We start from the raw sequence: 26114 nt of genomic DNA on the forward strand, positions 1-26114 counted from the left end.
AGAAGTAGGGGACCGGGAGGGTGGGGACTTGGCGCGGGAGGAGGGCGCAGCAGTTGTCCCCCCAAGAGCAGATGTGCGACCGGGAAGTTCTCAGCCTCGTCACAAGGGCGCGTGGGAGAATCGCGGCATGCAGGAGAACCTGGCCGCACAGCCCGTCCCGTCCACGCGCCCGCACGGCGTCAGCCTCGACGGGATCTCCGACCTGGACGCCGCCGTCCGGGCCGTGCAGGCCCACCCCGGGCCCGTGGAGATCCCCGTGGGCCCGGGCCAGCTCGCCGGCCGCCACCTGGGCTCCGTGCCCCGCCGCCAGGTGGGGGAGGCGCTGCGCCGGGCCGGTGCGGACCCGCTGATCGTCCGCGCGGCGGTCGCCCTCGACGACGACATCCCCGACGAGGGCGTCATCGCCGTCCTCGACGACCACCTGGCCCTCGCGGCGGGCCTGGGCGCCCGCTTCCTCGTGGTGCCCCGGGCCGGCATGAGGCACCGGGGCCGCAGCGAGGAGCAGGTCTACTCGATGCTGGCCGCCCTCGCCGAGGCCGCCTCCGCGCACGGCGTCCACCTGCTGCTGGAGACCGAGGGCGCCACCGTCGACGAGCTGGAGCTGCTGCTGTCGCTGGAGCAGGCCCGGGAGACCGGTGTACTCGACGTCGACGACCGCTACGTCGCCTCCGTGGCGTGGAACGTCGCGGGCTCCACGGCGGCGGGGGAGGACCTCGCCGTCGCGTTCGCCCGGATGCGTTTCCTCCTGGACCGCGCCCCGCTGCTGGTGCGGGGTCTCGACGAGGCCACGCTCGCCGTGCTCTACGAGGCCGTCCCGGACCTGCGCCAGGCCGCCGCGGCGCGCCGCGTGCTGGTGGTCCTGATGAGCCCGGGGGCCACCGCCGCCTGATGGGCCGATGGTAGGGTGGGTCCTTGTGCACGACGTGCACCACTGCCGTTCCACGGCGGTGCTCCGCCTTGGTGTAACTGGCAGCACCCCGGCCTTTGGAGCCGTGGAGTCTAGGTTCGAACCCTAGAGGCGGAACGTCCGCGTCCTGCCCCCGAGACGGACACCCCCGGACGGACCCCGAGACGTAGTCTGCGCCCCCGCGGGGGCGTCCCGACGACCGAGGAGCTGCATACCGCCGTGACCACCTTCGAGACCTCCGCCCCGGCCGCGGGAACGGCGAGCGGCCCCGCGGCCGTCATCGTCCTCGCCGCCGGCAAGGGCACCCGGATGAAGTCCAAGACCCCCAAGATCCTGCACCGGATCGGGGGTCGTTCCATGGTCGGGCACAGCCTGGTGGCCGCCCGCAGCCTGCACCCCCGGCGCCTCGCCGCGGTCGTGCGCTTCGAGCGGGACCTTGTGGTCCCCCACGTGCTCGAGGAGGACCCCCACGCGCTGATCGTGGACCAGGACGAGGTGCCCGGCACGGGCCGCGCCGTCCAGGTCGCCGTGGAGGCCCTCGACGCCCAGGAGCGTTTGGCCGGGACCGTCGTGGTGACCTACGGCGACGTCCCCCTGCTCACCCCCGAGGTGCTCGCCCGGCTGGTCGCCCGCCACGAGGAGCGCGGCAACGCCGTGACCGTGCTGACCGCCGACCACGAGAGCCCCGGCGGCTACGGCCGGGTGCTGCGGGACGCCGACGGGTCCTTCCGCGAGATCAAGGAGGCCAAGGACGCCACCGCGGCCGAGCTCGCGGTCACCGAGATCAACTCCGGCATCTTCGCCTTCGACGCCGACGTCCTGCGCGAGGCCCTGGCGAAGGTCACCACGGACAACGCCCAGGGCGAGATGTACCTCACCGACGTCCCGCGGCTGGCCCGCGAGGCCGGCCACGCCGTGGACGCCCTGAAGATCGAGGACCGCTGGGAGGTCGAGGGCGCCAACGACCGCGTCCAGCTCGCCCAGCTCGGCGCCCACCTCAACCGCCGCGTCCTCGAGGCGCACATGCGCAACGGCGTGACCGTCGTGGACCCCGCGACCACGTGGATCGACGTGCAGGTTCGGATCGCCGCGGACGTCACGATCCTGCCCGGCACCCAGCTGCTCGGCGCCACCCGGGTGGCCGAGGACGCCGTGATCGGCCCGGACACCACCCTCACCGACGTCGAGGTCGGCCCCGGCGCCGAGATCGTGCGCACCCACGGCTCCGGCGCGGTGATCGGCGCCCGCGCGTCCGTGGGCCCCTTCGCCTACCTGCGCCCGGGCACGGTGCTGGGGCAGAAGGGCAAGATCGGCACGTTCGTGGAGACGAAGAACTCCCGCATCGGCGCCGGCTCCAAGGTCCCGCACCTGTCCTACGTGGGCGACGCCACCATCGGCGAGCACTCCAACATCGGGGCGGCCTCCGTGTTCGTGAACTACGACGGCGTGCGCAAGCACCGCACCGTGATCGGCGACCACGTCCGGATGGGCTCCGACAACATGTACGTCGCCCCGGTCAGCGTCGGCGACGGCGCCTACTCCGGGGCGGGGACCACCATCCGCAAGGACGTCCCGCCCGGGGCCCTGGCCCTGACCGAGGGCGCGCAGCGGATCGTCGAGAACTGGGTCGTGGAGCACCGCCCCGGCACCGCCGCGGCCGACGCCGCGCTGCGGGCCCAGGACGGCGGCACGACCACCGCGCCCTCCGGCGCGGGCACCAGCACGGCCGCCCCGGCCCATCCCACGGGGAACACCACGGAGAACCTCCACGAAAGCGAGAACAAATGACCGGCATCACCAACAAAGGTGCCAACCGGATGGTCCTGCTGTCCGGGCGGGCCCACACCGAGCTCGCGGAGAACATCGCCGCGGAGCTCGGCACGGAGCTGATCCCCACGGACGCGTACGACTTCGCCAACGGGGAGACCTACGTGCGCTTCGGGGAGTCGGTGCGCGGGACGGACGCCTTCCTGATTCAGTCCCACCCGGCGCCGATCAACCACTGGATCATGGAGCAGCTCATCATGATCGACTCCCTCAAGCGGGCGTCTGCGAAGTCGATCACCGTGGTGTCCCCGTTCTACCCCTACGCCCGGCAGGACAAGAAGCACCGCGGCCGCGAGCCCATCTCCGCCCGCCTGGTCTCGGACCTGTACAAGACCGCCGGCGCGGACCGGCTGATGTCCGTGGACCTGCACACTGCGCAGATCCAGGGCTTCTTCGACGGGCCGGTGGACCACCTCATGGCCATCCCGCTGCTCGCCGAGCACGTGCGCTCGATCGTCGACATCGAGAACGTGACGGTCGTGTCCCCGGACACCGGGCGCGTGCGCGTGGCGGAGCAGTGGACCGAGCTGCTCGGCGGCTGCCCGCTGGCGTTCGTGCACAAGACCCGTGACATCACCCGGCCCAACCAGGCGCTGTCCAAGGAGGTCGTGGGGCAGATCGAGGGCCGCACCTGCGTGCTGATCGACGACATGATCGACACCGGCGGGACCATCACCGGCGCGGTGAAGGTGCTGCGCGAGAAGGGCGCCAAGGACGTCATCATCGCCGCGACGCACGCGGTGTTCTCCGACCCGGCCGTGGAGCGTCTGTCCTCGTGCGGGGCGCTGGAGGTCGTCGTGACGGACACCCTGCCCGTGCCCCCGGAGCACCAGTTCGAGAACCTCACGGTCCTCTCCATCGCCCCGCTGATCGCCCGGGCCATCCAGGAGGTCTTCGAGGACGGCTCCGTGACCAGCCTGTTCGACGGCCGCTCCTGAGACCGCGACGACGACGGAGCCCCTCACCACCCGCAGGTGGTGGGGGGCTCCGTCGTCGCGGAAAGCACTCAGACGTTCTGGTCGAAGCGGTAGAGGAAGGCGGCCATCACGTCGCGGCTGACCGAGGCGGCCGGCCGGTAGGTGCCGTCGTCCCAGCCGGTGGAGATGCTCTCGGCGCGCATCCAGGCCATCTCCTTGTAGAAGCCCTGGCGGGTGGAGACGTCCTTGAAGGGCGAGGCGGCCGGCGGGGTGAAGGCGGGCTTGCCGGCCAGGCGGTAGAGGAACGCGGCCATCTGGTCGCGGGAGATCGCCTGGGTCGGCTTGTAGGTGCGGATCCCGTTGGCGGCGACCCAGCCGGTGGAGATGTTTTTGGCGCGCATCCAGGCGATCTCCTTGTAGAACACGTGGCTGGTGGGCACGTCGGCGAAGGGGGAGACCCGCGGCGGGGTGTAGGCCGGGGACCCGGCGACCCGGTAGAGGAAGGCCGCCATCTGCTCGCGGGAGACGTTGTGCGTGGGCCGGTAGGCCCGCGCGGCGCCGGAGGGCCAGCCGTTGGAGACGCCCGCCGCCCGGGTCCACGCGATCTCCTTGTAGAAGGTGCGGCCCCAGTAGACGTCGGTGAACGCCGAGGTGATGTAGAGGCCGTCGTGGGTGTTGAGCGTCTTGCCCGCGGGGAAGGGGTCACCGGAGGTCAGCAGCAGGTCCTTGAGCTGGTCGGAGGTGAACGCGGGGTTCTTCTGCTTCATCAGCGCCAGGGTCCCGGCCACGTGCGGGGTGGCCATCGAGGTGCCGTAGTCGTAGCGGACGTTGGGCGCCACCGGGGTCGTCCGGCCGGTGTTGCCGGAGGAGAGGATGTGGTCGCCGGGTGCGAAGATGTCCACGGCGCCTCCGATGTTGGAGTAGTTGGCCACGGCCCGGCTGGAGGTCACGGCCCCGACGGTGACCACGTTGTAGCAGTTGCCGGGGGCGTAGTTGATGGCCTGGGCGCCGTAGTTGTTGCCGGCGGCCACCGCCACCGGGATGCCCTTGAACCAGGCCTTGTTGATCGCGTTCTGCAGCACGGCCGGGCAGGACCCGTACATGCTCAGTGACATGTTGATCACATTCGCCCGCTTCTTCGCGGCCGGTACCCCGGCCACGGGCTCGCCGGCGAGCCAGCTCACGGCGTCGGCCATGTCGGAGACGTAGCCGGTGCCGCACGCGCCCAGCGCCCGGGCGTTGAGCAGGGTCGCGTCCGGGGCGATGCCCACGGTGCCGTAGGAGTCGCGCTTGGCGGCGATGGTCCCGGCCACGTGGGTGCCGTGCCAGATCGAGTTGGACGCGGGGGAGCCGCTGTAGCACTGGCCGTAGGTGGAGTAGGTCCCCGGGTCGCGGGGGTCGGCGTCGCGGCCGTTGCCGTCGTTGCCGAGCGCGGGGCTGGAGACGAAGTCCCAGCCGCCGATGACCTTGGAGTCCAGGTCGGGGTGGTTGGCGAAGCCGGTGTCCACGACGCCGACGGTCATGCCCTTGCCGGTGGCGGTGTCCCAGGCGCTGAAAGCCCGCAGCTCGGGCAGCGCCCACATGGAGGCGACGTTGGCGTCGTAGGCTGCCGCGGAGGTGGAGGCCAGCTGGTCGATCTCGGCGCTGGACATTCCCGGGATCTGGGCGGTGAAGACCAGCCGGTCCGGCTCCGCGTACTCGACCGCCGGGTCCTCGGCGATCTTCGCGGCCAGCTTCTCGGCGTCCTCGGTGCTGACCTCGTCGGAGAGCTCGACGACGTCCGCGCCGTCGGCCGTGGCCTTGAGCTCGGTGGTCCTCTCGGCCTCGGGCACGTCGGCCTCTTCGGCGGCCTGCTCGAGGATCTCCTCCTTTTGGGTGTCCGCGACGGGCGCGGCGTACTTGACGATCATGCGGTCGGTGGGCAGGTCCTCCGGTGGGGCCTGGACCGAGCTCTGCGACGCGGGGGCGGGCCCGGGGGCGGCCGGTGTGGCGAGCGCGCCGGTGGCCGGCAGGGCGACCAGCGCGGCGGCTGCCAGGACCGCCAGCGGGGGGATGCGGTGTGTGTTCATGATTTTCCTCGAGGCCTGTGGGGTCAGGAGCGGTGGGCGTAGCGGTACAGGAAGGCGGCCATCACGGCTCGGCTGGTGCTGGCGCCGGGGCGGTAGGTGCCGTCGTCCCAGCCGGTGGAGATGTTCTTGGCGCGCATCCAGGCCATCTCCTTGTAGAAGCCCTGGCGGGTGGAGACGTCCTTGAAGGGCGAGGCGGCCGGGGGCGTGTAGGCGGGCTTGCCGGCCAGGCGGTAGAGGAACGCAGCCATCTGGTCGCGGGAGATCGCCTGGGTCGGCTTGTAGGTGCGGATCCCGTTGGCGGCGACCCAGCCGGTGGAGATGTTTTTGGCGCGCATCCAGGCCATCTGCTTGTAGAACACGTGGCTGGTGGGCACGTCGGCGAAGGGGGAGACCCGCGGCGGGGTGTAGGCCGGGGACCCGGCGACCCGGTACAGTGCCGCGGCCGTCTGCTCGCGGGTCATCATCCGGTTCGGGGCGAAGGTGCCGCCGGGCCAGCCACGCAGCACGCCCGCGTCCCGGACCCATTCGATCTCGGTGGCGAAATCGTGGTCGGCGGGCACGTCGTTGAACGGCCCGGCGGCGGCGATCGACCCGGGGTCCGGCACGGGCGCGGGAGCCGGGGTGGGAGCGGTGCCGGTGGGCACGGTGGTGCGCGTGTCGGTGGGTGCGGCCCCGGCCGGGTACCCGTAGGAGGTGACCGTCCCGACCAGGCGCCAGCCCTGCTTGGTGCCGGCCAGGGATCCGTCCACGTAGGTCAGGCCGATGCCGATGACCTGCATGTCGGGATCGATGAGCACCTTGTTGTGGGCGGTGGAGCTCTTCCACCAGGTCATGAGATCCTCGACCGAGACCTGCCAGGAAATTGCGTGGATCTCCCCGGCGGCGGTGTAGGACCCGGCGCGGTTCTTGTCGAGGAAGTCGGTGGTGTGGTCGATGACCTCCTGACGGACCAGGCGGTCGGACTGGCCCTGGGCGATCTTGGAGATCGTGGCCGAGTACTTCACGGGGCTCAGCCCCTTGGACTTGCGGTGGGCGTTGATGAGGTTGAGCAGCTTCTGCGCGTCCGTGGCCCTGGTCTGGCTCGAGGCGGTCACGATGTCGGAGGAGGCCGCCGTGGCGGGCTCGGTGACGGAGAGGCTGGTCACGGTGAGCGCGGCCGTGACGGCAGCGGCGAGGAGGTGCTTGCGCATGGGAACGTCACCCATCTGTTCGGGTCGGAGGCATGGGGGTGCCGTGAAAAGTGGCATGGGAGTGCCGAGGAGAAGGGGGAGGGCAGTGCCTCAGGAGCGGGTGGCGTAGCGGTGCAGGAACGCGGCCATCACGTCGCGGCTGGTGCTGGCGGCGGGCCGGTAGGTGCCGTCGTCCCAGCCGTTGGAGATGCCTTTGGCCTTGAGCCAGGCCATCTCCTTGTAGAAGCCCTGCCCGGTGGAGACGTCCTTGAAGGGGGACGTGGCCGGCGGGGTGTAGACCGGCTTGCCGGCCAGGCGGTAGAAGAACGCGGCCATCTGCTCCCGCGCCACCGGCTGCGCCGGCTTGAAGGTGCGCATCCCGGTGGCGGAGACCCAGCCGGTGGAGATGCCCTTGGCATGCAGCCAGGCGATCTCCTTGTAGAACACGTGGTCGGTAGGCACGTCGGCGAAGGGCGAGACGGCCGGCGGGGTGAAGGCGGGCTTGCCGGCCAGGCGGTACAGCGCTGCGGCGGTCTGCGAGCGTGTCATCAGGGCGTACGGGCGGTAGGTGCTGTCGTCCCAGCCGCGCAGCACCTCCCGGTTCTTCACCCAGGTGATCTCCTTGGCGAAGACGTGGGTGGCCGGCACGTCCTTGAACGGTCCCGGCGCCACCGGCGTCGGCGTCGGTGTCGGTTTGGGCGCCGGCTTGGGCGCGGGAGGGGCCACGTACGGCGCCCGGCCGCCGATGGGCTTGTAGGCGGGGTTCTTGGCGAGGTTCTGCAGAGCGGTGTAGCTGCCGTTGAACACGTTGCTGTCCACCTCGGCGATGGCCGTCTCGGAGTACTGCCAGATGTCGTAGTTGCTCCAGCCCGACGGGAGGAGACTGGGCTTGGTGACCTCGTAGGCGGCGATCATCATGGGGTGGTCGTTGAACGCGGTCGAGTTGTTGGTGCAGTCGTTCCACCAGTAGGCCCCGGTGTAGATCGCCGGCAGACGGCCGGTGCGGGCCTTGTACCTGTTGGAGAAGTCCCGGATCCAGCTCACCATCTGGGTCGGGGTCAGGTCGTAGCAGTGGTCGACCGTGTAGGGCGACCGCTCCAGGTCCAGCAGACCGGGCAGGGTGCGGCCGTCGGCGCTCCACCCGCCGCCGTTGTTGATGAAGTGGTCGGCCTGGGAGGCCCCGGAGGACCAGGAGGGGTTGGCGAAGTGGTAGGCCCCGCGGATGAGCCCCGCCGCGGTGGCGCCCCTCCACTGGGTGTCGAAGATCGCCTTCGGGTAGCTCGAGTTGGGGTAGTAGGTGCCCTCGGTCGCCTTCATGTAGGCGAACCGGGCGCCTCCGTTCTTGGCTGCGGTCCAGTTGAACGCGCCCCCCTGGTGGCCGGAGACGTCGACGCCCAAGGTGCCCCAGTTCGGCCTGAACGCCGCGGCGGACAGCAGCGACGACGCGGCTCCGGCGACAGGTCCACCGTCGAGGACGGCTTCGGTCTGCTCGGCGACCTCCGCGGCGCGCTCGGCGTAGCCGGGCCCCTTGAGCCACTGGCCCATCACGGCCGCGCCGTTGGGCTTGCCGTCGACGAGCCGGGGGGTGGCCTGGGAGGCGTCGAACTCGATCGGCTCGCCCGTGGTCTGGTCCACCACGGAGGAGACGATGTTGCCGTCGATGTTCTCCACCTTGGAGACGAGATCGCCGTCGGTCTTGGAGTACAGGGTGGTGCTGTCCGCGGCGGAGCTCTCGGGTGCCGCGGCGACGGGGGAGAGGGTGGTGATCGCCAGGATGGCTGCCGTGAGGGCAGCGGACAGCGTCAGTCGAGGGGGTGCTTTCACGCTGGAACGCCTAACTCGCATGGAACATGGGGGGACAACTCACGCGGGCCAAGGGTGGGGGGAAGTCCCTTTGGAGCCACGGGGAACGTTATATGTGCGTTTGCATGTTCGCTAGGCCCATAGGTGTATTACTTGGCCGGATGTGGCCTCTGACGACGGCGAATTCGCAAAAGCACCTTGTCATGGCGGGGAGTTCGCCAGTTATGGGGACAATCCGCCTTTATGCTTCTGTTACGAACATCGGCGCGGACCCGTTGTGGTGGATCCGGCGCCAAGAACGACGGCGGGGTCCCGCACCGTCTCACTGCGGATGGTGCGGGACCCCGTTGCCGGGCCGATACCTCGCCCAGGACCTCAGCGCAGGTCGTGGACGGGTACGAAGGTGTAGCCGAGTTCCTGGATGCCGGTGACGGTCTCCTCGAGGTCGTCCCGGTCGAGATAGGGGTGGAAGTAGAAACTCGCCGTGGACTCACGGACCACAAAATGGGCCTTCGCCCGCTCGACGAGGAACTCAGGTACGCGAACACCGCGGTCGTTCCGCGCCGTCTCGGTGATGCTGCCGAGGTTCTCCGGGTAGACCGTGGACCCGTAGACGTCATGGACCGTGCACGGGAAGCGCTGCCCGTAGAACGCCTCCGCGGTGACGGGGCGGCCGGAGCCGCCGCCGGCATAGTAGTCCACCTGCTCGTAGCGCCCCTCGTAGAGCTGGCTCATCGCGACGTAAGCGTTGACCGATGCCCCGTAGTGAGGGGTCTGGAAGATCGTGGGGCCCCGAGCCCGGCCTCCACCATGATCTGGCGGCCCTGCACCAAACGCTGGACGTGCTGCTCGACGCGGTCGTCCGCGACGGGGCCCATCTTCTGCACTGTAGTTCCCAGAGAGGTTGTGATCAGCGTGGCGTGATCTGAGAAGGCGAGGACCTCCGGTATCGAAGGGGTTACCACACCTTCCTCGACCCACCGGAGGTCCTCGTGACTCACCCTAACGCCCCGCTCACCCCCACCGGCCGGCTGCGGCTGGCCCGCCACCGGGTGCCGCTGTTGGCTCACCTGGACCAGGTCACCGGCCTGCCGGTACGCACCCCGCGGCCGGTGCGCTACGAGCACCCCCGCCCCGGGGACCTGGTGCACCTGGATGTGAAGAAACTCGGATGCATCCCCGACGGCGGCGGCCACCGCACCCTGGGGCGGGCGGCCGGGCACCGGGACCGTCGTCACGGGGTCGGCTACGCCTACCTCCACCACGCCGTGGACGACCACTCGCGGTTGGCGTATTCGGAGATCCTTGCCGATGAGCGCCAGGAGACCGCTGCGGCGTTCTGGCAACGAGCCCGCACGTACTTCCTGCAGGCAGGCTTCGACGTGAGCGCGGTGATGACTGACAACGGCGCCTCTTACCGCTCCCGCGTCTTCGCGGCCGCGCTGGGAGAGGTCAAGCACCGCCGGACCCGCCCTTACCGGCCTCAGACCAACGGGAAGGTCGAGCGCTTCAACCGCACCCTGGCTGCCGAGTGGGCCTACGTGACTAGCTACGCCAGCGACGCTGCCCGGGCATTGACCTACCCGGACTGGGTGCACCACTACAATCACCACCGACCCCATACCGGCATCGGCGGCCTGACCCCGGCCCAACGCGTTCACAACGTCACGGGGAACTACACTTAGCGGTTCCTATCTGGGCGCTCGTGCTAACCTTGTGCGGTTGCCAAGGCGAGGGGACCCTCCGGGGTCCCGTGATCGACGACGGCTGGTTGAACGTTCCCGTCCCCACAAGTGCGGCGGCGCCCCTTAAGGCGCGTCGCGCGGCGTCCTCCACGACGCGGGGGAGGGTCTGCGGCCGGTATCGCCTGGCCGATATGCGTCAGAGAGCACGTACAGACCCGATTCCGAGGAGTTCCCATGGTCGACACCATCCGCATCCCCGCCACCTCCCGCAGCGACTTCGGCAAGGGCTACGCCCGCCGCATCCGCGCCAACGACCAGATCCCCGCGGTCGTCTACGGCCACGGCGCCGAGCCCCAGCACGTGGTCATCCCCGGCCACGAGACCATGCTGGCCGTGCGCAACTCCAACGCCGTGCTCGAGCTCGATGTCGAGGGCACCACCCAGCTGGTCATGGTCAAGGACGTCCAGCGTCACGCCACCCGCCCGGAGATCCTGCACATCGACCTGCTGGCCGTGCGCCGCGGTGAGAAGGTCCAGGTCGAGGTGCCCGTGCACGTCGAGGGCGAGGTCGCCGGCGACGCCGTGCAGAACGTCGAGGAGAACGTCCTCGTCGTCGAGGCCGAGGCCCTGCACGTCCCCGAGGCGATCACCATCGACATCGAGGGCCGCGCCGCGGGCCAGCACGTGCACGCCGGCGACGTCCAGCTGCCCGAGGGCGTCTCGCTGGTCTCCGACGCCGAGCTGATCGTCGTCAACATCTCCGAGCCCACCAACGAGGACCTCGGCGAGGGCTCCACCTCCGCGTCCGAGGACGAGGCCACCGGCGACGTCGTCCCCGAGAACGAGGCCTGAGCCTTCGTCTCGTAGGATCCCTGTGGTACCAGAAGTGCGGGGCGGCTTCCGAGCCGCCCCGCACTTCGCATGACAGCACTGTTATTGACCGCTTGTTGGTGAGCGCCTGAAGGAGGCACCGATGTCCGACGCCTGGCTGGTCGTGGGTCTGGGCAACCCCGGCCCCGAGTACGCCCGCACCCGGCACAACGTAGGACAGATGGTCCTCGACGAGCTCGCCCACCGCGCGAACGGGAACTTCAAGACCCACAAGGCCCGCGCCCAGGTCCTCGAGACCCGGCTGCGCCCCGGCGGTCCCCGCCTGGTGCTGGCCAAGCCGATGACCTACATGAACACCTCCGGCGGACCCGTCTCCGGGCTGGCGAAGTTCTACGACATCCCCGCCGACAGGGTCATCGCCGTCCACGACGAGATCGACATCCCCTTCGGCGCCCTCAAGCTGAAGATCGGCGGGGGAGAGGGCGGCCACAACGGCCTGCGGGACATGTCCAAGGCGCTCGGCACCAAGGACTACCACCGCGTGCGCGTGGGCGTGGGCCGCCCGCCCGGCCGGATGGACGCCGCGACCTACGTCCTCAAGCCCTTCGCCACGGCCGAGACCAAGGAGCTGCCCTTCCTCGTCGACGACGCCGCCGACGCCGTCGAGGCGCTCGTGGAGCAGGGCCTGCTCGAGGCGCAGCAGAAGTACCACTCGCGGGCGTAGCTCCGCACTGCTCCGGTGCGGCAGCTCTCAGACGCGACGGTGTGCTGAGGGGCGCCCACGCCCTCCACTTCGTCGGGGCCTTTTTGAATGCGGGCCAGGGATGGTCTCGTAGGTTCCACTCGCCTGGCCTGTGGAACGGCGGGCCGGACGGCTCCCTGCTGGAGCTGGTCGGCTTGCTCCAGCTCGGCACCGCCGCCGTCCTTCTCGTCCTGCTGGCGGGCCGTGCGGCGTCCCACCGGGTCTTCGCCAAGTGGGGTGCGTCGTTCTCGTCATGGCCGCCGACGACCTCTTCCGGCTCCACGAGCGCACGGGCCGCCTGCCGGCGCTGGACAGGATCGATCCCGGGCTGACCAGCTCAGGCGCTGCGCCTCATCACGACCCGGCCCTCGGTGTACTGACCGGGGACGTTGGTTGAGTGGGTGTGCAGCGTGCCCGGCCACCAGGTGGACGGGCACGCTGCGTGCTGAGAACGGATCCGTGGAGCCGCGCGAACTGCTACCGGGCGTCGAGCTTGTCGACCTCCACGCCCTGGGCGCGCAGTCGCCGGTAGTGTCCGTTGCGCACGGCCAGCAGGGCGCCGCCCACGACGGCGGCGATGGCGGAACCCGTGAGGATGCCCACCTTCGCATGGTCGTTGTGCGGGCTGCCGATGCCGAAGCTCAGCTCCGCGACGAGCAGGGACACGGTGAAGCCGATGCCCGCGACCACCGACATCCCGCCCAGATCCAGCCAGGTGTAGTCGTCGTCCTTCGCAGCCGGGGTGAACCGGTCCATGAGCCAGGACGAGCCGAAGATGCCGAGCATCTTCCCCAGCAGCAGGCCGGCCACGATGCCGATGGCCACGGGGTCCGTCAGGGACTCGGTGATCCCGGCCCACCCGCCGACGGCCACACCGGCGGAGAAGAAGGCGAACACCGGGATGGCCAGGCCGTTGGTCAGCGGCCGGAAGCGGTGCTCCAGGGCCGGGGCCAGGCCCAGCTCCGGGTCCTCGTGGCGGATCACCCGGGGGACCACCTTCTTCACCGGGGTGCTGAAGCCCAGCAGCACCCCGGCGATGGTGGCGTGGATGCCGGCCTCGAGGACGAAGAGCCAGGTGACCACGCCGATGGGCAGCAGGATCACCCACGCGGCCCAGTGGTGCTCCATGAAGAAGTCGCGGAACCTGTGGGTCAGCGCCCAGTACAGGCCCAGCGGCACCAGGGCGAGCAGCAGGAACAGGGCCTTCAGGTCGCCGGTGTAGACGAACGCGATGATGACGATCGCGATGAGGTCGTCCACCACGGCCAGCGTCAGCAGGAACGTGCGCATGGCGATGGGCAGGGCCGAGCCGACCACGGCGAGCACGGAGACCGCGAAGGCGATGTCGGTGGCAGTGGGGATCGCCCATCCGGTGAGGGTGGACGGGTCCCCGTCGTCGACGAGGTTGACGGCCGTGTAGATCAAGGCGGGCATCAGCACGCCGCCGAACGCGGCGACGACGGGCAGCATGGCCTTGCGGATGTTGCGCAGCTCGCCGTCGACGAACTCGGTCTTGAGCTCGAGGCCGACGAGGAAGAAGAAGATCGCCAGCAGCCCCTCCGAGGCCCACTCGCCCACGGTGTGGTCGAGTCCCGGGAAGTCGATGCCGATGTGGGTGTCCCGCAGGGCGAAGTAGCCCTCCGCCCACGGCGAGTTGGCGATCACCAGCGCGGCCAGCATCGCCACGAGCAGCAGCATCCCGCCCACGAGGTCCCTCCGGAGGAAGGCCCCCAGGCGGTGGAACGGTGTGGCGGGCGGGGCTGCGGTCACGGCGGGCTCCTGTGCGTCGTCGGTCGGAGGATCCCGGCCAGTCTAGGCCCGCGGCGCACCAGGGATCAGCGCTGGGCCAGCCAGGTCTGCGCCTCGCGGGCCTGCAGGGACAGCGCCTTGCCGACGTAGGGCTCGGCGGCCTCGGCGATCTTCTTGCCCACGAAGGGGATGTTGGCCTGGACGACGCAGTCGACGTCCACCTGCGTGGCGTCCCCCTGGGCGGCCAGCGTCTGCGTGGCGGTGCCGGAGACCGGCAGCGAGGCGACCTTGATGTCGCTGCGCACGGTGCGGGAGCCGTCGGCGGCCGGGGCCTCGTAGGCGTCGGTCTGGGTGATGCGGATCGAGGCGCCCACGAACTTCTTGGCGGCCTCGGGCAGCCGGTCGGCGCTCATGGCGCGGACCGTGGTGACGGTGAACGCGGACGCCGTGTCCCCGTCGACCTGCACGGACTCCAGCTCGGCGCCGCCGCGCTGGGTCACGTGGCGGATGAACGCCTCGTCGGAGAAGGTGGCGACGACGCGCTCGACGGGCGCGGGGACGGTGGTGGACGCGGTGACGGCCATGGGAGCTCCTCGGTAGGGGTCTGGGACAGGGGCGGTTGCCCCACCCCATGGTAAGCGTGCCGTCCTGGAGCGGAGCCAGGAGCGGTGTCGGGGCCCGGGAGTAAGCTGGAGGCCGCGATCGTTGGTCTCTACAGCCCCTTGTCCTCTCCCCGCCCACCAGGAGACTGCTCACCCATGACCTTGTCCGGACTGCTCGCCGCCCTTGGGGCGGAGCGCTCCTTCGCGAACATCCGCACCCAGGCCGCCCTCCCGCCGGGGGAGCGCAGCGCGGAGACCGTCATCAGCGCCCCGGACGGGATGCGCCCGGTGCTCACCGCCCAGCTGCGCGCCGCACTCGACGAGGCCGGTGCGGCCGAGGACGGCCGGGCGCCCGTGGTGCTGGCCGTGACCGCCACCGGGCGGGAGGCCGAGGACCTCGCCGCCGCCCTGTCCGCGTTCGTGCCGGCCGAGGAGGTCGCGGAGTTCCCCGCCTGGGAGACCCTGCCGCACGAGCGGCTCTCGCCGCGCTCGGACACCGTGGGACGCCGTCTGGACGTGCTGCGCCGGCTCGCCCACCCCGAGGCCGGCCGGCCGCTGCGGGTGCTCACCGCCCCGGTGCGCTCCGTGCTCCAGCCCGTCGTGGCGGGCCTGGGGGAGATGGAGCCGGTGCGCTTCGCCCGCGGGGCGGAGCTGGACTTCGACGAGGCCGTGACGGCGCTCGCCCAGGCCGCCTACGCCCGGGTGGACATGGTCACCAAGCGCGGGGAGTTCGCCGTGCGCGGCGGGATCATCGACGTGTTCTCCCCGGTGGAGGACCACCCCGTGCGCATCGAGTTCTTCGGCGACGAGGTCGACGAGCTGCGCTGGTTCGCCGTCGCCGACCAGCGCACCCTGGCGACCAGGGACCACCCGGACGCGCTCGTGGCCCCGCCGTGCCGCGAGGTGCTCATCACCGCCTCGGTGATGTCCCGCGCCGCGAAGCTGAAGAACGCGCTGCCCGGCGCCGAGTCGATGCTCGAGCGCATCGCCGGGGGCATCTACGTGGAGGGCATGGAGTCCCTCGCGCCCCTGCTCGTGGACGGGCTGGTCCCGGTGCTCTCGCTGCTGCCGGCCGGGTCGATCGTCGTTGTGATGGAACCCGAGAAGGTCCGCGCCCGCGCGCACGACCTCGTGGCCACCAACGAGGAGTTCCTCCTCGCGGCCTGGGACTCCGCCTCGGACGGGCAGGCCGCGCCCCTGGACATCACCGCGGCGGAGGCCACGGGTGACGGCGAGGGCCGCACGCTGGCCGCCGGCTCCTTCCAGAGCCTCGCCGAGGCCCGCGCCACCGCGCTGGACGCCGGCCTGGGCTGGTGGGCGGTCACGGCGCTGAACCTCAGCCTCGCCGCGGCCACCGACGTCGACGCCGACACCCCCGAGGACGAGATCGCCTTCATCGACTCCGACGCCGACACCCTCACCGTCGCCGCGCGCGAGCCGCGCACCTTCGCCGGCGACGTCGAGCAGATGCTCTCCTTCCTCGGCGGCCGGGTGGCCGACGGCTGGCGGATCGTCGCCGTCACCGAGGGGCCCGGTCCGCTGGCCCGCATCGCGGAGCTGCTGCACGACGCCGGGATCCCCGCCGTCCGCCGCGAGTCCCTCGAGGAGGCGCCGCAGCCGGGGATTGTGGAGCTCACCACGGCCGTGGCGGGGAAGGGCTTCGCCCTCGACGGGCCGCGGATCGCGCTGCTCACCGAGGCGGACCTGCTGGGCAAGGCCAGCCCGTACACCACCAAGGACATGCGCCGGCTGCCCGTGCGGCGCAAGCGCAACGGCGTGGACCCGCTGGCCCTGGCCAAGGGCGACTTCGTGGTGCACGAGCAGCACGGCATCGGCCAGTTCGTGGAGCTCATCCAGCGGCCCGTCGCCGGGGCCATGGTCAAGCCCGGCCAGCCCAAGCCGGTGCGGGAGTACCTGGTGCTCGAGTACGCGCCGTCCAAGCGCAACGGCCCGCGCGACCGCCTGTTCGTGCCCACCGACCAGCTCGACCAGGTCACCAACTACGTGGGCGGGGAGACCCCGACGCTGTCCAAGATGGGCGGGGCGGACTGGAACAAGACCAAGCGCGCCGCCAAGCGGGCCGTCAAGGACATCGCCAACGAGCTGATCCGCCTGTACTCGGCGCGGATGGCCTCGCGCGGGCACGCCTACGGCGCCGACACCCCGTGGCAGCGCGAGCTGGAGGAGGCGTTCCCGTACATCGAGACCCCCGACCAGCTGACGACCATCAACGAGGTCAAGGCGGACATGGAGCGGGAGGTCCCCATGGATCGGCTCGTCTCGGGGGACGTCGGCTACGGCAAGACCGAGGTCGCCGTGCGAGCCGCGTTCAAGGCCGTCCAGGACGGCAAGCAGGTCGCGGTGCTCGTGCCCACCACCCTGCTGGCCCAGCAGCACGCCGAGACCTTCGCCGAGCGCTTCTCCGGCTTCCCCGTCCGCCTGGCGACCCTCTCCCGGTTCCAGACCGCCAAGGAGACGAAGGCGGCCCTGGCCGGGCTGAAGGACGGGTCGATCGACGTGGTGATCGGCACGCACCGGCTGCTGTCCTCGGAGGTCCAGTTCAAGGACCTGGGCCTGGTGGTCGTCGACGAGGAGCAGCGCTTCGGCGTGGAGCACAAGGAGAAGCTCAAGTCGATGCGCACCAACGTGGACGTGTTGGCGATGTCCGCCACCCCCATCCCGCGCACCCTGGAGATGTCCCTGACCGGCATCCGGGAGACCTCGACCCTGGCCACCCCGCCGGAGGAGCGCCACCCCGTGCTCACCTACGTGGGGGCCTACACCGACAAGCAGGTCTCGGCCGCGGTCCGGCGCGAGCTCATGCGCGAGGGCCAGGTGTTCTACATCCACAACCGGGTCTCCTCGATCGAGCGCAAGGCCAAGGAGCTCGCCGACCTGGTGCCCGAGGCGCGGATCGCCGTGGCCCACGGGCAGATGTCGGAGTCCCGGCTGGAGCAGATCATCGTGGACTTCTGGGAGAAGAAGTTCGACGTGCTCGTGTGCACCACGATCGTCGAGACCGGCCTGGACATCGCCAACGCGAACACCCTGATCGTCGACGGCGCCGACCGCTACGGGCTCTCCCAGCTGCACCAGCTGCGCGGGCGGGTGGGCCGCGGCCGGGAGCGGGCCTACGCCTACTTCCTCTACCCGGCGGAGAAGCCCCTGTCGGAGACCGCCCTGGAGCGGCTCAAGGCCGTGGCCGCGCACAACGAGCTCGGCGCCGGCATGCAGCTGGCCATGAAGGACCTCGAGATCCGCGGCGCGGGCAACCTGCTGGGCGGGGAGCAGTCCGGGCACATCGCCGGGGTGGGCTTCGACATGTACCTGCGGCTGGTGGGCGAGGCCGTCGCCGAGTACCGCGGCGAGGAGGAGGAGCGGCCCACCGAGATGAAGATCGAGCTGCCGGTCAACGCGTACCTGCCGCACGACTACGTCCCGGGGGAGCGGCTGCGCCTGGAGGCCTACCGCAACCTCGCCAACGCGGCCACGGAGGAGGCGATCCAGGAGGCCGCCGACGAGCTGGTGGACCGCTACGGGGAGATGCCCGAGCCGGTGCAGAACCTGCTGGCGGTCGCCCGCTTCCGGGTGCTCGCCCGCGCCGCGGGCCTCACGGACGTCGCGGCGCAGGGCAGCATGGTCCGCTTCGCCCCGGCGGACCTGCCCGAGTCCCGTCAGATGCGTCTGGCCCGCCTGTACCCGGGGGCGCAGGTGAAGGCCGTGCCGGGCACCGACACCGCGCAGGTGCTGATCCCCAAGCCGAAGACCGCCCGGATCGGCGGCAAGGACCTGGTGGACGGCGCCGTGCTGGAGTGGGCCCGCGGTGTGGTCGAGTCGGTTTTCGCGCGCGAGACCGCCTCGGCCTGAGTGCCGCACCGGGCCGCCCGGCCGTCCCGGTCCGGGGGATGTGCCGGGCGCGCTCCCGCAGCGCGGCCGCCCACGGCGCGCCCGGTAGTGGTGTGATGGAGCCCGCCCACGGGAACGACCAGCGCAATCCTGCGGAGGCCGGGACCAGGGACAGGGGGGCAAGGCCCGCCGAGCGTCGCTCGGAGTGCAGCGCTGCCCGGGCAAGGGTCCCGGGTGGTCGACGCCGTGGCCAACCCTGCGGCAATGAGGATGTCCGGACCCCGAGGATCGGCGTCCATCCGCTCCGGGCGGCGGCCACGAGCACGCACGAAGGAGACCGCCCCCCCCTGAGCCGCCCCGGGCACCCTGGTCTCAGTCACCCTCCTCGGGCAGTTCCCGCCGCAGTACCTCCAGCAGCGCCGCGTTGGGCTGGCTCGGTGCGCCGTCCTTGTTCAGGTAGATGCCCATCGCGGAGTCGTGGTACTCCCAGTACGCGAAGCTGAGGTCGTTCTCCGCCAGCAGGTCCAGCATGTCCCCGACCCACCGTTCCCCGCCCTTGCCCTCCATCTCGAAGACCTGCCGGACGGCCCCGAACTCCATGACGGACATGGGGACGTCGTGGTCGGCCCCGAAGCGCAGATGCTGCGCCATGGCGTCGGCGAGGTAGTCCTTGTCCCGGGCCAGGAACCCCCCGTGGGGTGCATCGGGGTTCTGCGCGTAGACCGCCAGCTTGAAGCCGATCCGGGAGCGGTCGCCCTGGGCCAGGACCACGTCCTCCCCGCGCATGTACCCCTGGATGCGGTACCGGTGCCCCGGCACGACCTTGAACAAGTGCTCGCTGCTGTTCCAGCCTGCCCCGGAGTCCACCGTCCCGGCGACGGAGAGGCTCCCGTCGTCCTGGTGGCCCGAGGCCTCCCGGTCCAACCGGACGGAGGAGCCCGCCGTGTCCCCGTTCCCCCACGAGTACCACACGGGCGTGGTGCTTCCGCTCAACGGGTCCTCAACGACGGTCCGCAGCCTGGTGCCGTCGGGTCCGTACTCGGTCACGGTCACCCGGTCGAAGAAGACGGTGCCCGTCATGCCGCCCTCCACGACCGCCTGGGGCAGGGCCGCCGCAGCGGAGGCGTCGTCGATCGTGACCACCCCGCTGTCGTAGGGCCTCCAGCCGGAGCTCCCCTCCGGCAGGGAGGAGGTGGCGATCCGCTCACCGGGCAGGACCGTGGGATCGGCCGTGGACGTCAGGTGGTCCGGGTCGGGGTAGCGGCCGCCGTCGCGGGCCGGATCCACCCAGGGCGCGTACTGGTGCGTGTACGGGTACGGGTCGTAGAAGTGGAAGTCGTACATGACATTGGGGTCCTCGACCAGGACGTGCCGCTCGCGGCCCTCGGGGTCGAACCGCCCGTCGACCCCGTAGACACCGCCGACCACCACGAGGTGCTGGTCGTCCTCCGCGCGGATGGCGTCGACCATCTGCTGGGCGAGGTCCTGCCACTGGTTCCCGCTGGAGTCCGTCGTCACCGGCTCGTTCAGCAAGTCGTAGGCCGCAACGGCGGGTTCGTCGCGGTACCGCTGCGCGATCTCCCGCCACAGCTGGACATTGCGCTCGCGGAGGGCGGGATCCGACCACACGTCGAAGCTGGTGGCACTGCTGCCGGGGTCCAGCCAGTAGCCCCCGATGGGGATGTGGAGGTCCAGGACGAGCCAGACGTTGTTCTCCCGTGCCCAGGCCACGTTCTGGTCCAGCCAGGCCCAGAAGCTCTGCGGGTCCTCCTCGTACCAGTCACCCCGCATGACGAAACGGATGCTGTTGAACCCCATGTCCCGCACGCGCGCGAAGTCCTGTGCGGAGTGGTGCTCGGAGGTCAGCAGGTCCGCCGGCGTGATGCTCGTGTCGTAGCGGTTGGTGAAGTTCACCGCCTTGAGCCGGACCGGCTCCCCGTCGGCCACCAGGCCCCGCCCGGCGGCGCGGACGAACTCCGGGTCCGCGCTGCCGTCTTCCGACGTCGCGCTGCTCGACGTGGACGGCCTGCCGGCCTCTGGCTCCGCCGCGCAGCCGGAGAGCACCACCAGCACCACTACGAGCAGGGACCGCATTCGCGCGCCACGTCCACCGGTGCGCCGCCGACGGCACCGTCCGTTCCGCGACCTGTCCAGGACCGCCTCCCCTCCTCGGGCGCCGTGTGGAACCAGGGCACCGGCATTGCACGTTCCGGTCCCGGGACGCCGATGCGCCGGAGTGCTCCTGCCGTCCCGGCTGCGCGCGAGCCGGCGTCCGGCTCAACGGGGCACGGTCGGTTCCGACCATCGTCGTTCCTGGTGCAGCTGCAGGCGCGTGGCAGTGCAATCGCAATCATGCCTGTGGGCACAGTGATTGCCCAAGGCACACTGTCGGGGACAGGCCCGTCAGGCCCAGCCCTCCGGCTCCAGCGCGAGCGCACACCGTCACAGGGTCGGCCGACGATTTACTATTGTGACCGGATTGCGGCAGACTGACCCCAGCAGCGGGTGCCAGGGCACGACGGCCGCGGGGGCGGCTCCATCCCACTGGAGGCCTGGCGACCCGCTTCGCATGTCCTGACATCGAGGGGGAGTACAGCATGAGCAATTCTGCCGACACCAGTGCGCAACCGGGCGCTGGTGCGCTCGTCGCACCGGCGCCGTCCGGCACAGCACCGGCGGCGCCCGCACCGGGACGGGACCGTTACCTCGACCTGCTGCGGGCGCTCGCCCTCATCCGGGTCGTGGGGTACCACGTCTTCGGGGGCGCCCTGCTCAGCCTCGTGTTCCCGGCCATGGGCATCATGTTCGCCCTGGCCGGCTCCCTCATGGCGCGCTCCCTGGACCGTCCGGCGGCAGCGGTCCTGCGGAGCCGGTCCCGGCGTCTGCTGCTGCCGCTGTGGGTCTACAGCATCACGGTCCTGACCCTGTTCATGCTACAGGGGTGGCTGCCCGGCCAGCAGGGAACGGGCCCGTGGTACCGGGTGCTCCTGTGGTTCGTGCCCCTGGCGGATCCGCCCTATCCCGAGGGCCTCGGTGACGGCACCGGGCTGCTCGACCCCTCGTGGCCGGTGCAGGCGGGGGAGATCCTGTGGTACATCCGGGCCTACTTCTGGTTCGTGCTCCTCTCGCCCCTGCTGCTGCGGATGTTCCGGGCGCGGGCCTGGGCGACCGTGCTGGCGCCGCTGGTCCTGCTGATGGTCCTGGAGCCGGAGATCCTGCCCCTGTCGGACACCCTCTCCGCCACACTGACCGACATCGCCGTCTACGGCTCCTGCTGGCTGCTCGGCTTCGCCCACCAGGACGGGGTGCTCCGCCGGCTCCCGTGGTGGCTGGTCCTCACCGCCGGGCCCCTGGCCATGGCGCTGGGCCTGTCGTGGGCTCTCGCCCATCCGACGGATGAAGGCATCGACCTCAACGGCATCCCGATCGGGCAGGCGCTGTGGTCCTTCGGCTTCTGCGCCATCCTGCTGCGGATCTCGCCGTCGTGGCAGGCGTTGCCGCGAGGGCTGCGCTTCCTGGACCCGCTGGTCACCCTGCTCAACAACCGAGCCGTGACCGTCTACCTGTGGCACAACCTGATGATCGCCTGCACCGTGCCGCTCCTGGCCCCGTTGTACGAGTCCGAGGCGCTGTCGGAGGCGGTGCCGGAGCTGCTGGACAGCTCCTGGCCGGACTTCGTGCTGACCTGGCTGCTCGTGACCGGTGCGGTCCTCGCCGTCGGCTGGGTCGAGGACGTCGCGGCGAGGCGCCGTCCCCGGCTGTGGCCGGTCTCGTCCCGGCCGGCGCCCCGGTCGGCGACTCCGGCCCGGCACGACAGCTGAGGTCGCTCGTCGAGGTCGCCGCCCGCAGCCGGCCGGCGCGGGCGGCGACCTCGACGAGGACCCCTCCCACCTGAACTGCACCTTTGACGTTGGACCAGCACTGGCCGGTCCTTCTGCAGGAGGTGCAGTTCTTTCATGCCGGCATTCGTGCTCGATGAGCCACGGGCCCGGGCGGTGGCGCCGGCGCGAGAAGGCCACGGGCGTCGGGGGCTGGGCCGGGTGGTTCCCCCACCGCCTCTCCCTGGCGGGCGAAGGTGGTCCCAGGAGACCCGGCACCCAGGCGTCCTTCCCGCCTGAGACGGAGCTGACTGCGGTGCAGCAACGCGTGGGCGGAGCCGGCCGGGCAAGACGGTGTCAAGCGCGTCTCCGACGTGACCGAGTTCGATGTGGGTGCAGAAGAGGTCTGTCGGTCGGGGATGCTGGATCCGTTCGAGTCGCAGGTCACCGCCTATCGGGCCGGGACAGACACCGCTGGTGCGCCGGCGACCAGGGGTGGCGGTACCGGCAACGCTCCTGGGGGGCTGCTGCCGGCCGAGCACGGGACGGCCCGTCGACATCGCGCAAAGCTGCCTGCTTGGACGACGCCGCGATCGAGACCTTCTGCGGTCGCCTCGAGGAGCAGTTCTACCGGCCCCGGGGCTTTCACCTCGACCGAAGTTCTCTCCCCCAGCTGGACGCCTGCATCGAGTGGTGCAGCGCCGTGCGCCTCGACGAAGAACGGGAGGGACTCGGCCCGGTGCAACACCGGGCCGAGTCCCTCCCATTCCACCGACGGCCCCGCAGACCCACCCCGACCTCAGGGGCTCAGGTCAGAGCGGGAGCGGTCCTGCCCGTGGTCCTGCTAGTAGTCCTTGCGGGCGAAGGGGTCGTCGCGGTGCTCGGCGTGGGTCTTCGCGTCGCGCTCGTCGATGTTGCGCGCGTACTGGCCGAACTCGGCGGCCTTGGGGGCGTCACCGGCGACCTCGGTCGTCGGGGGGACGTCCATCTGCACCGCGCGCCCGCCGACGGTGTGCTTCGTGGTGCTGTTGCTGAGCAGACCCACGGGGATCAGCAGCGCGAGGGTGTACAGGCCCAGGCCGACGATCCACACCAGCGGGCTGTCGGGGTAGCTCGCGAACGCCCAGAAGCTGCCGAGCATGATCAGCAGGCACGCGGCGAGGAAGAGGAGGTTGTTGACGGTCCGGCCCTGGCCCGAGTACGAGCGGACGGTGTTGCCGTCGCGATCGCCGGTGGACGCGTCCGCGGACACGCTGGTGGACGATTGAGCTCTTCTGGCCATGGATTCCAACCCTTCTGGCGGTGTGGGGCGGCACGTCGGACGCGGCCGCGGAAGCAGTCCCGTCCAGTCTAGTGGGTCGGGCGGGGTGACGGCGGCAGGTCCGCCCCGGCTCAGCCCACGAGCGCGGGGCCGCTGCTGGCCCCGATGCGGGAGGCCCCGGCCTCGATCATCGCGAGAGCGTCCTCGCGGGTGCGGATCCCGCCGGAGGCCTTCACTCCGATGTCCGGGCCCACGGTCGCGCGCATCAGCCGCACGTCCTCCACGGTGGCCCCGGCGGTCGAGAAGCCGGTGGAGGTCTTCACGTAGTCCGCGCCGGCGGCGACGGCGGCCTCGCAGGCCAGGACCTTCTGCTCGTCGGTGAGCAGGGCCGTCTCGATGATCACCTTCAGCAGCGCCGCGCCCGCGTGGGCGGCCTCGGCGACCGCGCGCACGTCCCGCTCCAGGGTCTCGCGCTCGCCGGCGCGGGCGGCGGCGATGTCGATGACCATGTCGATCTCCTGCGCGCCGGCGGCGACCGCCGTGGCGGTCTCGAAGGCCTTGACCTCCGTGGCGGAGGCCCCCAGGGGGAAGCCGACGACGACGCACGTCTTCACGTCGCTGCCCTCGAGCCGCTCGCGGACGAACCTGGCCCACAGCGGGTTGGTGCACACCGAGGCGAAGCCGTATCCCCTGGCCTCCGCGCACAGGGTGGCGATCTGCTCCCGGGAGGCCTCCGGCTTGAGCAGGGTGTGGTCGATGTAGGGAGCGAGCTGGACAGGAGCGGTCACGGGAGGGGCGCCTTTCGACGGTCGGTCGGGTCGCCGCCCAGCCTACTCGGCGAGTACACGGACCCACGTCCGGCGAAGGGACTCCTCCGACCGTCTGGGCGCTCGATCACTTGAGCTCGGTGACGGGAACGAAGGTGTATCCCCGCTCCTCGATGCCTCCCACGGTCACCTCCCGCCGGAGCAAGGGCTGAACGGAGCTGACCCCTGGCACGGGAGCGGCGAGGGGCGGGACCATCCTTGGCGATGGCCCGCCCCTCGCCGCTCGGCGTGGTGGTGTCAGCAGATCACTACAGTTCCGTGACCGGGACGAAGGTGTAGCCCATGTCCTTGAGCCCCGTCACGACCTCGTCGAGGTACTTCAGGTCGAGGAAGGGGTGGAAGTAGAAGCTGGCGGTGGACTCCCGCACCGCGAGGTTGGCCTCGGCGCGCTCCAGCAGCACCTCGGGGGAGCGGGCGGGGTGGTTGTTCTGCTCCTTGAGCGTGATGTTCTCCAGGTTCTCCGGGTACACCGTGGTGCCGTAGATGTCCTGGACCGTGTACGGGAAGAACTGGCCGAAGTCGTGCTCCGGGGAGATCTCCCGGCCGGAGAGCATGCCGGCGTAGTACTCCGTCTGCTCGTAGCGGGCGTCGTAGAGCTCCGACATGGCCACGTAGGCGTTGACCGAGGCCGTGTAGTGCGGGGTCTCGAAGATCTTGGGCTCCCCGAGACCCGCGTCGATCATGATCTGGCGCCCCTGGGCGATGCGCTCCTTGTGGTCCTCGACGCTGTCCTGCGGCAGGGGCCCGATCTTGCGGACGTAGGAGTCGTTCTCGCACGTCTCGAACTCGTACGGCGGCAGCTCCGTGGCGCTGCACCCGTAGTGGTAGAACTCGTAGTCGTCCCCGGAGCGGCCGCTGTAGGGGTTGTCGATGTTGCCGTACTGGTGCGTGGTGCCGTGCTGGATGAGGGTCCCCCCGCGCTCCTGCATGTACTTCAGCGCCTCGACCACCTCCGGGGTCTCCTTGAGGCTGAGCCCGTACCACCCCTCCTTGTCCTTGGTGCGGTCGATCTGCACGGGCATGACGGCCACCTGGAAGGGCACGCCCTGCGCGTGGAAGTAGTCGGCCACGGCCCGCAGCTGGCTCGGGTTGGCCTCGGGGCCGACGTCCTCGAGCCGCACGGCCGCCTGCCGCCTGGGCGCGGTGCCCGGGGCCAGCAGGTCGTAGTACAGGTCGGAGAAGACCAGGTACATCTCGTTGCGGTCCGTATAGTTCAGGGGCAGCTCGGCGATGTAGGTGAGGTTGCCCGAGCGGATCACCCACGGCAGCTCGGTGCCCGGGTGCGCGGGGTCGCCCCCGGCGCAGTCCGTGGGCTTGGCCGGGTCCCCGCAGATGCCGCTGGCGAGCACCTGCACAGCCGAGGGGTCCACGATCCGGGGTGCGTTGACCTCGTCGGTGCCCCCCGTGTGGCGCTGCATCCTGCGGTCCTTGTAGGTGACGGCCTCCACCTGCTCGCTGTCCACGGTGAGCGGCTGGGTGGGGTCCCACCCGTACTGGGCGATGAAGTCCGCCGGGTCGGGGGAGTTGCTCCTGGCGAGGTCGTCGATGTTCTGGTCCGCCCACAGCACGGGGACCATTCCCTCGCGCACGTCGTCGAGGAAGGCCTTCGGCGGAGTGGTCCCCTGCTCGCTGGCGACGTAGATGACCGCGTCGAAGATGTCCATGGTGTCGGCGGTGTAGTCGGCCACGTCCTTGACCTCGGCCTCCCCGAAGTGCGTGGCGAGGTTCGCGGTGGCGATGGCGTAGAGCTCCGCGTCCTCGGGGTACTCTCCGTCGGCGTCGTAGAGCACCAGCGTGGAGGTGCCGCCGGGCTTGCCCCACCGGGAGGGGAAGTCGGGCGTTCCGCCGGAGGCCCCGGCGGTGATGGAGTCCACGGGGGAGGCGAACTGCTCCACGTACTTGGAGTTCTGGCCCTTGACGATGGAGTCGTCAGTCAGGCCGAAGACGGTGCCGACGGAGACCAGCGGCAGGGTCAGCAGGGCGGCGCCCCAGCCCACGCGGCCCCGGGTCGAGAGCTTGTACTGGTTGGTCATGATGTTCCTTCGCGTACGGATCGTCACT

General features: G+C 70.8%; 17 protein-coding genes, 1 tRNA gene and 1 pseudogene. 9 read left to right on the forward strand and 10 right to left on the reverse strand.

Going from position 1 to position 26114, the window contains the following annotated elements; translation table 11 throughout:
• Positions 1–127 precede the first annotated feature (127 nt).
• The 4 genes from ACYSMR_RS13345 to ACYSMR_RS13360 all read left to right on the forward strand — a co-directional run bounded on the left by ACYSMR_RS13345 (position 128) and on the right by ACYSMR_RS13360 (position 3672).
• Positions 128–889, forward strand: a complete 762-nt coding sequence (locus ACYSMR_RS13345; protein ID WP_461745837.1) for a hypothetical protein — start codon at positions 128–130, stop codon at positions 887–889.
• 62 nt (positions 890–951) lie between these two features.
• A tRNA-Gln gene (locus ACYSMR_RS13350) sits at positions 952–1024 on the forward strand.
• A gap of 192 nt (positions 1025–1216) precedes the next feature.
• Complete coding sequence (glmU, locus tag ACYSMR_RS13355) at positions 1217–2695, forward strand: bifunctional UDP-N-acetylglucosamine diphosphorylase/glucosamine-1-phosphate N-acetyltransferase GlmU (protein ID WP_461748028.1); 1479 nt, start codon at positions 1217–1219, stop codon at positions 2693–2695.
• A complete protein-coding gene (locus tag ACYSMR_RS13360; protein ID WP_251333434.1) occupies positions 2692–3672 on the forward strand; it encodes a ribose-phosphate diphosphokinase in 981 nt (326 codons plus the stop codon). The genes glmU and ACYSMR_RS13360 overlap by 4 nt, the downstream gene beginning before the upstream one ends.
• 68 nt (positions 3673–3740) lie before the next feature.
• On the opposite strand, the gene ACYSMR_RS13365 is transcribed toward ACYSMR_RS13360, so the two are convergent.
• From ACYSMR_RS13365 to ACYSMR_RS13380, 4 genes are all read right to left on the reverse strand, one after another.
• Positions 3741–5720 (reverse strand): S8 family serine peptidase, encoded by a 1980-nt coding sequence (locus ACYSMR_RS13365; RefSeq protein WP_461745839.1) that lies wholly within the window; start codon positions 5718–5720, stop codon positions 3741–3743.
• Positions 5721–5743: 23 nt separating this feature from the next.
• Entirely contained in the window at positions 5744–6910 is a 1167-nt protein-coding gene (locus ACYSMR_RS13370; RefSeq protein ID WP_461745842.1) for a CAP and S-layer homology domain-containing protein, read from the reverse strand.
• Positions 6911–7000: 90 nt separating this feature from the next.
• The gene (locus tag ACYSMR_RS13375; protein WP_461745844.1) at positions 7001–8713 is read right to left on the reverse strand and encodes a GH25 family lysozyme; all 1713 of its coding nucleotides are present in this window, start codon (positions 8711–8713) and stop codon (positions 7001–7003) included.
• 354 nt (positions 8714–9067) lie between these two features.
• A complete protein-coding gene (locus tag ACYSMR_RS13380) occupies positions 9068–9673 on the reverse strand; it encodes a DUF2334 domain-containing protein (protein WP_461745846.1) in 606 nt (201 codons plus the stop codon).
• Between the two features lie 56 nt (positions 9674–9729).
• Between ACYSMR_RS13380 and ACYSMR_RS13385 the strand changes: the two are divergent.
• The 3 genes and pseudogenes from ACYSMR_RS13385 to pth form a co-directional block, all read left to right on the forward strand.
• A pseudogene (locus tag ACYSMR_RS13385) lies at positions 9730–10377 on the forward strand (IS481 family transposase); the annotation flags it as partial.
• Between the two features lie 234 nt (positions 10378–10611).
• Positions 10612–11229, forward strand: coding sequence for a 50S ribosomal protein L25/general stress protein Ctc (locus ACYSMR_RS13390; RefSeq protein WP_461745848.1), 618 nt, complete (start codon positions 10612–10614; stop codon positions 11227–11229).
• A 121-nt stretch (positions 11230–11350) separates the two neighbouring features.
• Complete coding sequence (gene pth / locus ACYSMR_RS13395; protein ID WP_461745850.1) at positions 11351–11932, forward strand: aminoacyl-tRNA hydrolase; 582 nt, start codon at positions 11351–11353, stop codon at positions 11930–11932.
• 495 nt (positions 11933–12427) lie between these two features.
• On the opposite strand, the gene nhaA is transcribed toward pth, so the two are convergent.
• Together nhaA and ACYSMR_RS13405 are read right to left on the reverse strand one after the other, a co-directional pair.
• Positions 12428–13720, reverse strand: a complete 1293-nt coding sequence (gene nhaA, locus ACYSMR_RS13400) for a Na+/H+ antiporter NhaA (RefSeq protein WP_461745852.1) — start codon at positions 13718–13720, stop codon at positions 12428–12430.
• A 65-nt stretch (positions 13721–13785) separates the two neighbouring features.
• Positions 13786–14283, reverse strand: coding sequence for a DUF2505 domain-containing protein (locus tag ACYSMR_RS13405; protein ID WP_309126707.1), 498 nt, complete (start codon positions 14281–14283; stop codon positions 13786–13788).
• A 174-nt stretch (positions 14284–14457) separates the two neighbouring features.
• Here ACYSMR_RS13405 and mfd point away from each other — a divergent pair, with 174 nt between their 5' ends.
• The gene (gene mfd, locus ACYSMR_RS13410; protein ID WP_461745854.1) at positions 14458–18168 is read left to right on the forward strand and encodes a transcription-repair coupling factor; all 3711 of its coding nucleotides are present in this window, start codon (positions 14458–14460) and stop codon (positions 18166–18168) included.
• A gap of 351 nt (positions 18169–18519) precedes the next feature.
• Here the strand turns inward: mfd and ACYSMR_RS13415 are convergent, their stop codons facing one another.
• A complete protein-coding gene (locus ACYSMR_RS13415) occupies positions 18520–20241 on the reverse strand; it encodes a glycoside hydrolase family 5 protein (RefSeq protein ID WP_461745856.1) in 1722 nt (573 codons plus the stop codon).
• 503 nt (positions 20242–20744) lie between these two features.
• Between ACYSMR_RS13415 and ACYSMR_RS13420 the strand changes: the two genes are divergently transcribed.
• Positions 20745–21968, forward strand: a complete 1224-nt coding sequence (locus ACYSMR_RS13420; RefSeq protein WP_461745858.1) for an acyltransferase family protein — start codon at positions 20745–20747, stop codon at positions 21966–21968.
• 841 nt (positions 21969–22809) lie between these two features.
• Here the strand turns inward: ACYSMR_RS13420 and ACYSMR_RS13425 are convergent.
• The 3 genes from ACYSMR_RS13425 to ACYSMR_RS13435 all read right to left on the reverse strand — a co-directional run bounded on the left by ACYSMR_RS13425 (position 22810) and on the right by ACYSMR_RS13435 (position 26086).
• Complete coding sequence (locus ACYSMR_RS13425) at positions 22810–23217, reverse strand: hypothetical protein (protein ID WP_461745860.1); 408 nt, start codon at positions 23215–23217, stop codon at positions 22810–22812.
• A gap of 140 nt (positions 23218–23357) precedes the next feature.
• Complete coding sequence (deoC, locus tag ACYSMR_RS13430) at positions 23358–24014, reverse strand: deoxyribose-phosphate aldolase (protein WP_461745862.1); 657 nt, start codon at positions 24012–24014, stop codon at positions 23358–23360.
• Positions 24015–24301: 287 nt separating this feature from the next.
• Complete coding sequence (locus ACYSMR_RS13435) at positions 24302–26086, reverse strand: DUF2334 domain-containing protein (RefSeq protein WP_461745864.1); 1785 nt, start codon at positions 26084–26086, stop codon at positions 24302–24304.
• Positions 26087–26114: the final 28 nt, after the last annotated feature.

The organism is Kocuria sp. U4B, assembly GCF_054875615.1.

Coding starts and splice junctions, on each gene's coding strand:
- ACYSMR_RS13345 (WP_461745837.1), top strand. CDS start 128: ATGCAGGAGAACCTGGCCGCACAGCCCGTCCCGTCCACGCGCCCGCAC.
- glmU (WP_461748028.1), top strand. CDS start 1,217: ATGAAGTCCAAGACCCCCAAGATCCTGCACCGGATCGGGGGTCGTTCC.
- ACYSMR_RS13360 (WP_251333434.1), top strand. CDS start 2,692: ATGACCGGCATCACCAACAAAGGTGCCAACCGGATGGTCCTGCTGTCC.
- ACYSMR_RS13365 (WP_461745839.1), bottom strand. CDS start 5,720: ATGAACACACACCGCATCCCCCCGCTGGCGGTCCTGGCAGCCGCCGCG.
- ACYSMR_RS13370 (WP_461745842.1), bottom strand. CDS start 6,910: ATGCGCAAGCACCTCCTCGCCGCTGCCGTCACGGCCGCGCTCACCGTG.
- ACYSMR_RS13390 (WP_461745848.1), top strand. CDS start 10,612: ATGGTCGACACCATCCGCATCCCCGCCACCTCCCGCAGCGACTTCGGC.
- pth (WP_461745850.1), top strand. CDS start 11,351: ATGTCCGACGCCTGGCTGGTCGTGGGTCTGGGCAACCCCGGCCCCGAG.
- ACYSMR_RS13405 (WP_309126707.1), bottom strand. CDS start 14,283: ATGGCCGTCACCGCGTCCACCACCGTCCCCGCGCCCGTCGAGCGCGTC.
- mfd (WP_461745854.1), top strand. CDS start 14,458: ATGACCTTGTCCGGACTGCTCGCCGCCCTTGGGGCGGAGCGCTCCTTC.
- ACYSMR_RS13415 (WP_461745856.1), bottom strand. CDS start 20,241: ATGCGGTCCCTGCTCGTAGTGGTGCTGGTGGTGCTCTCCGGCTGCGCG.
- ACYSMR_RS13420 (WP_461745858.1), top strand. CDS start 20,745: ATGAGCAATTCTGCCGACACCAGTGCGCAACCGGGCGCTGGTGCGCTC.
- ACYSMR_RS13435 (WP_461745864.1), bottom strand. CDS start 26,086: ATGACCAACCAGTACAAGCTCTCGACCCGGGGCCGCGTGGGCTGGGGC.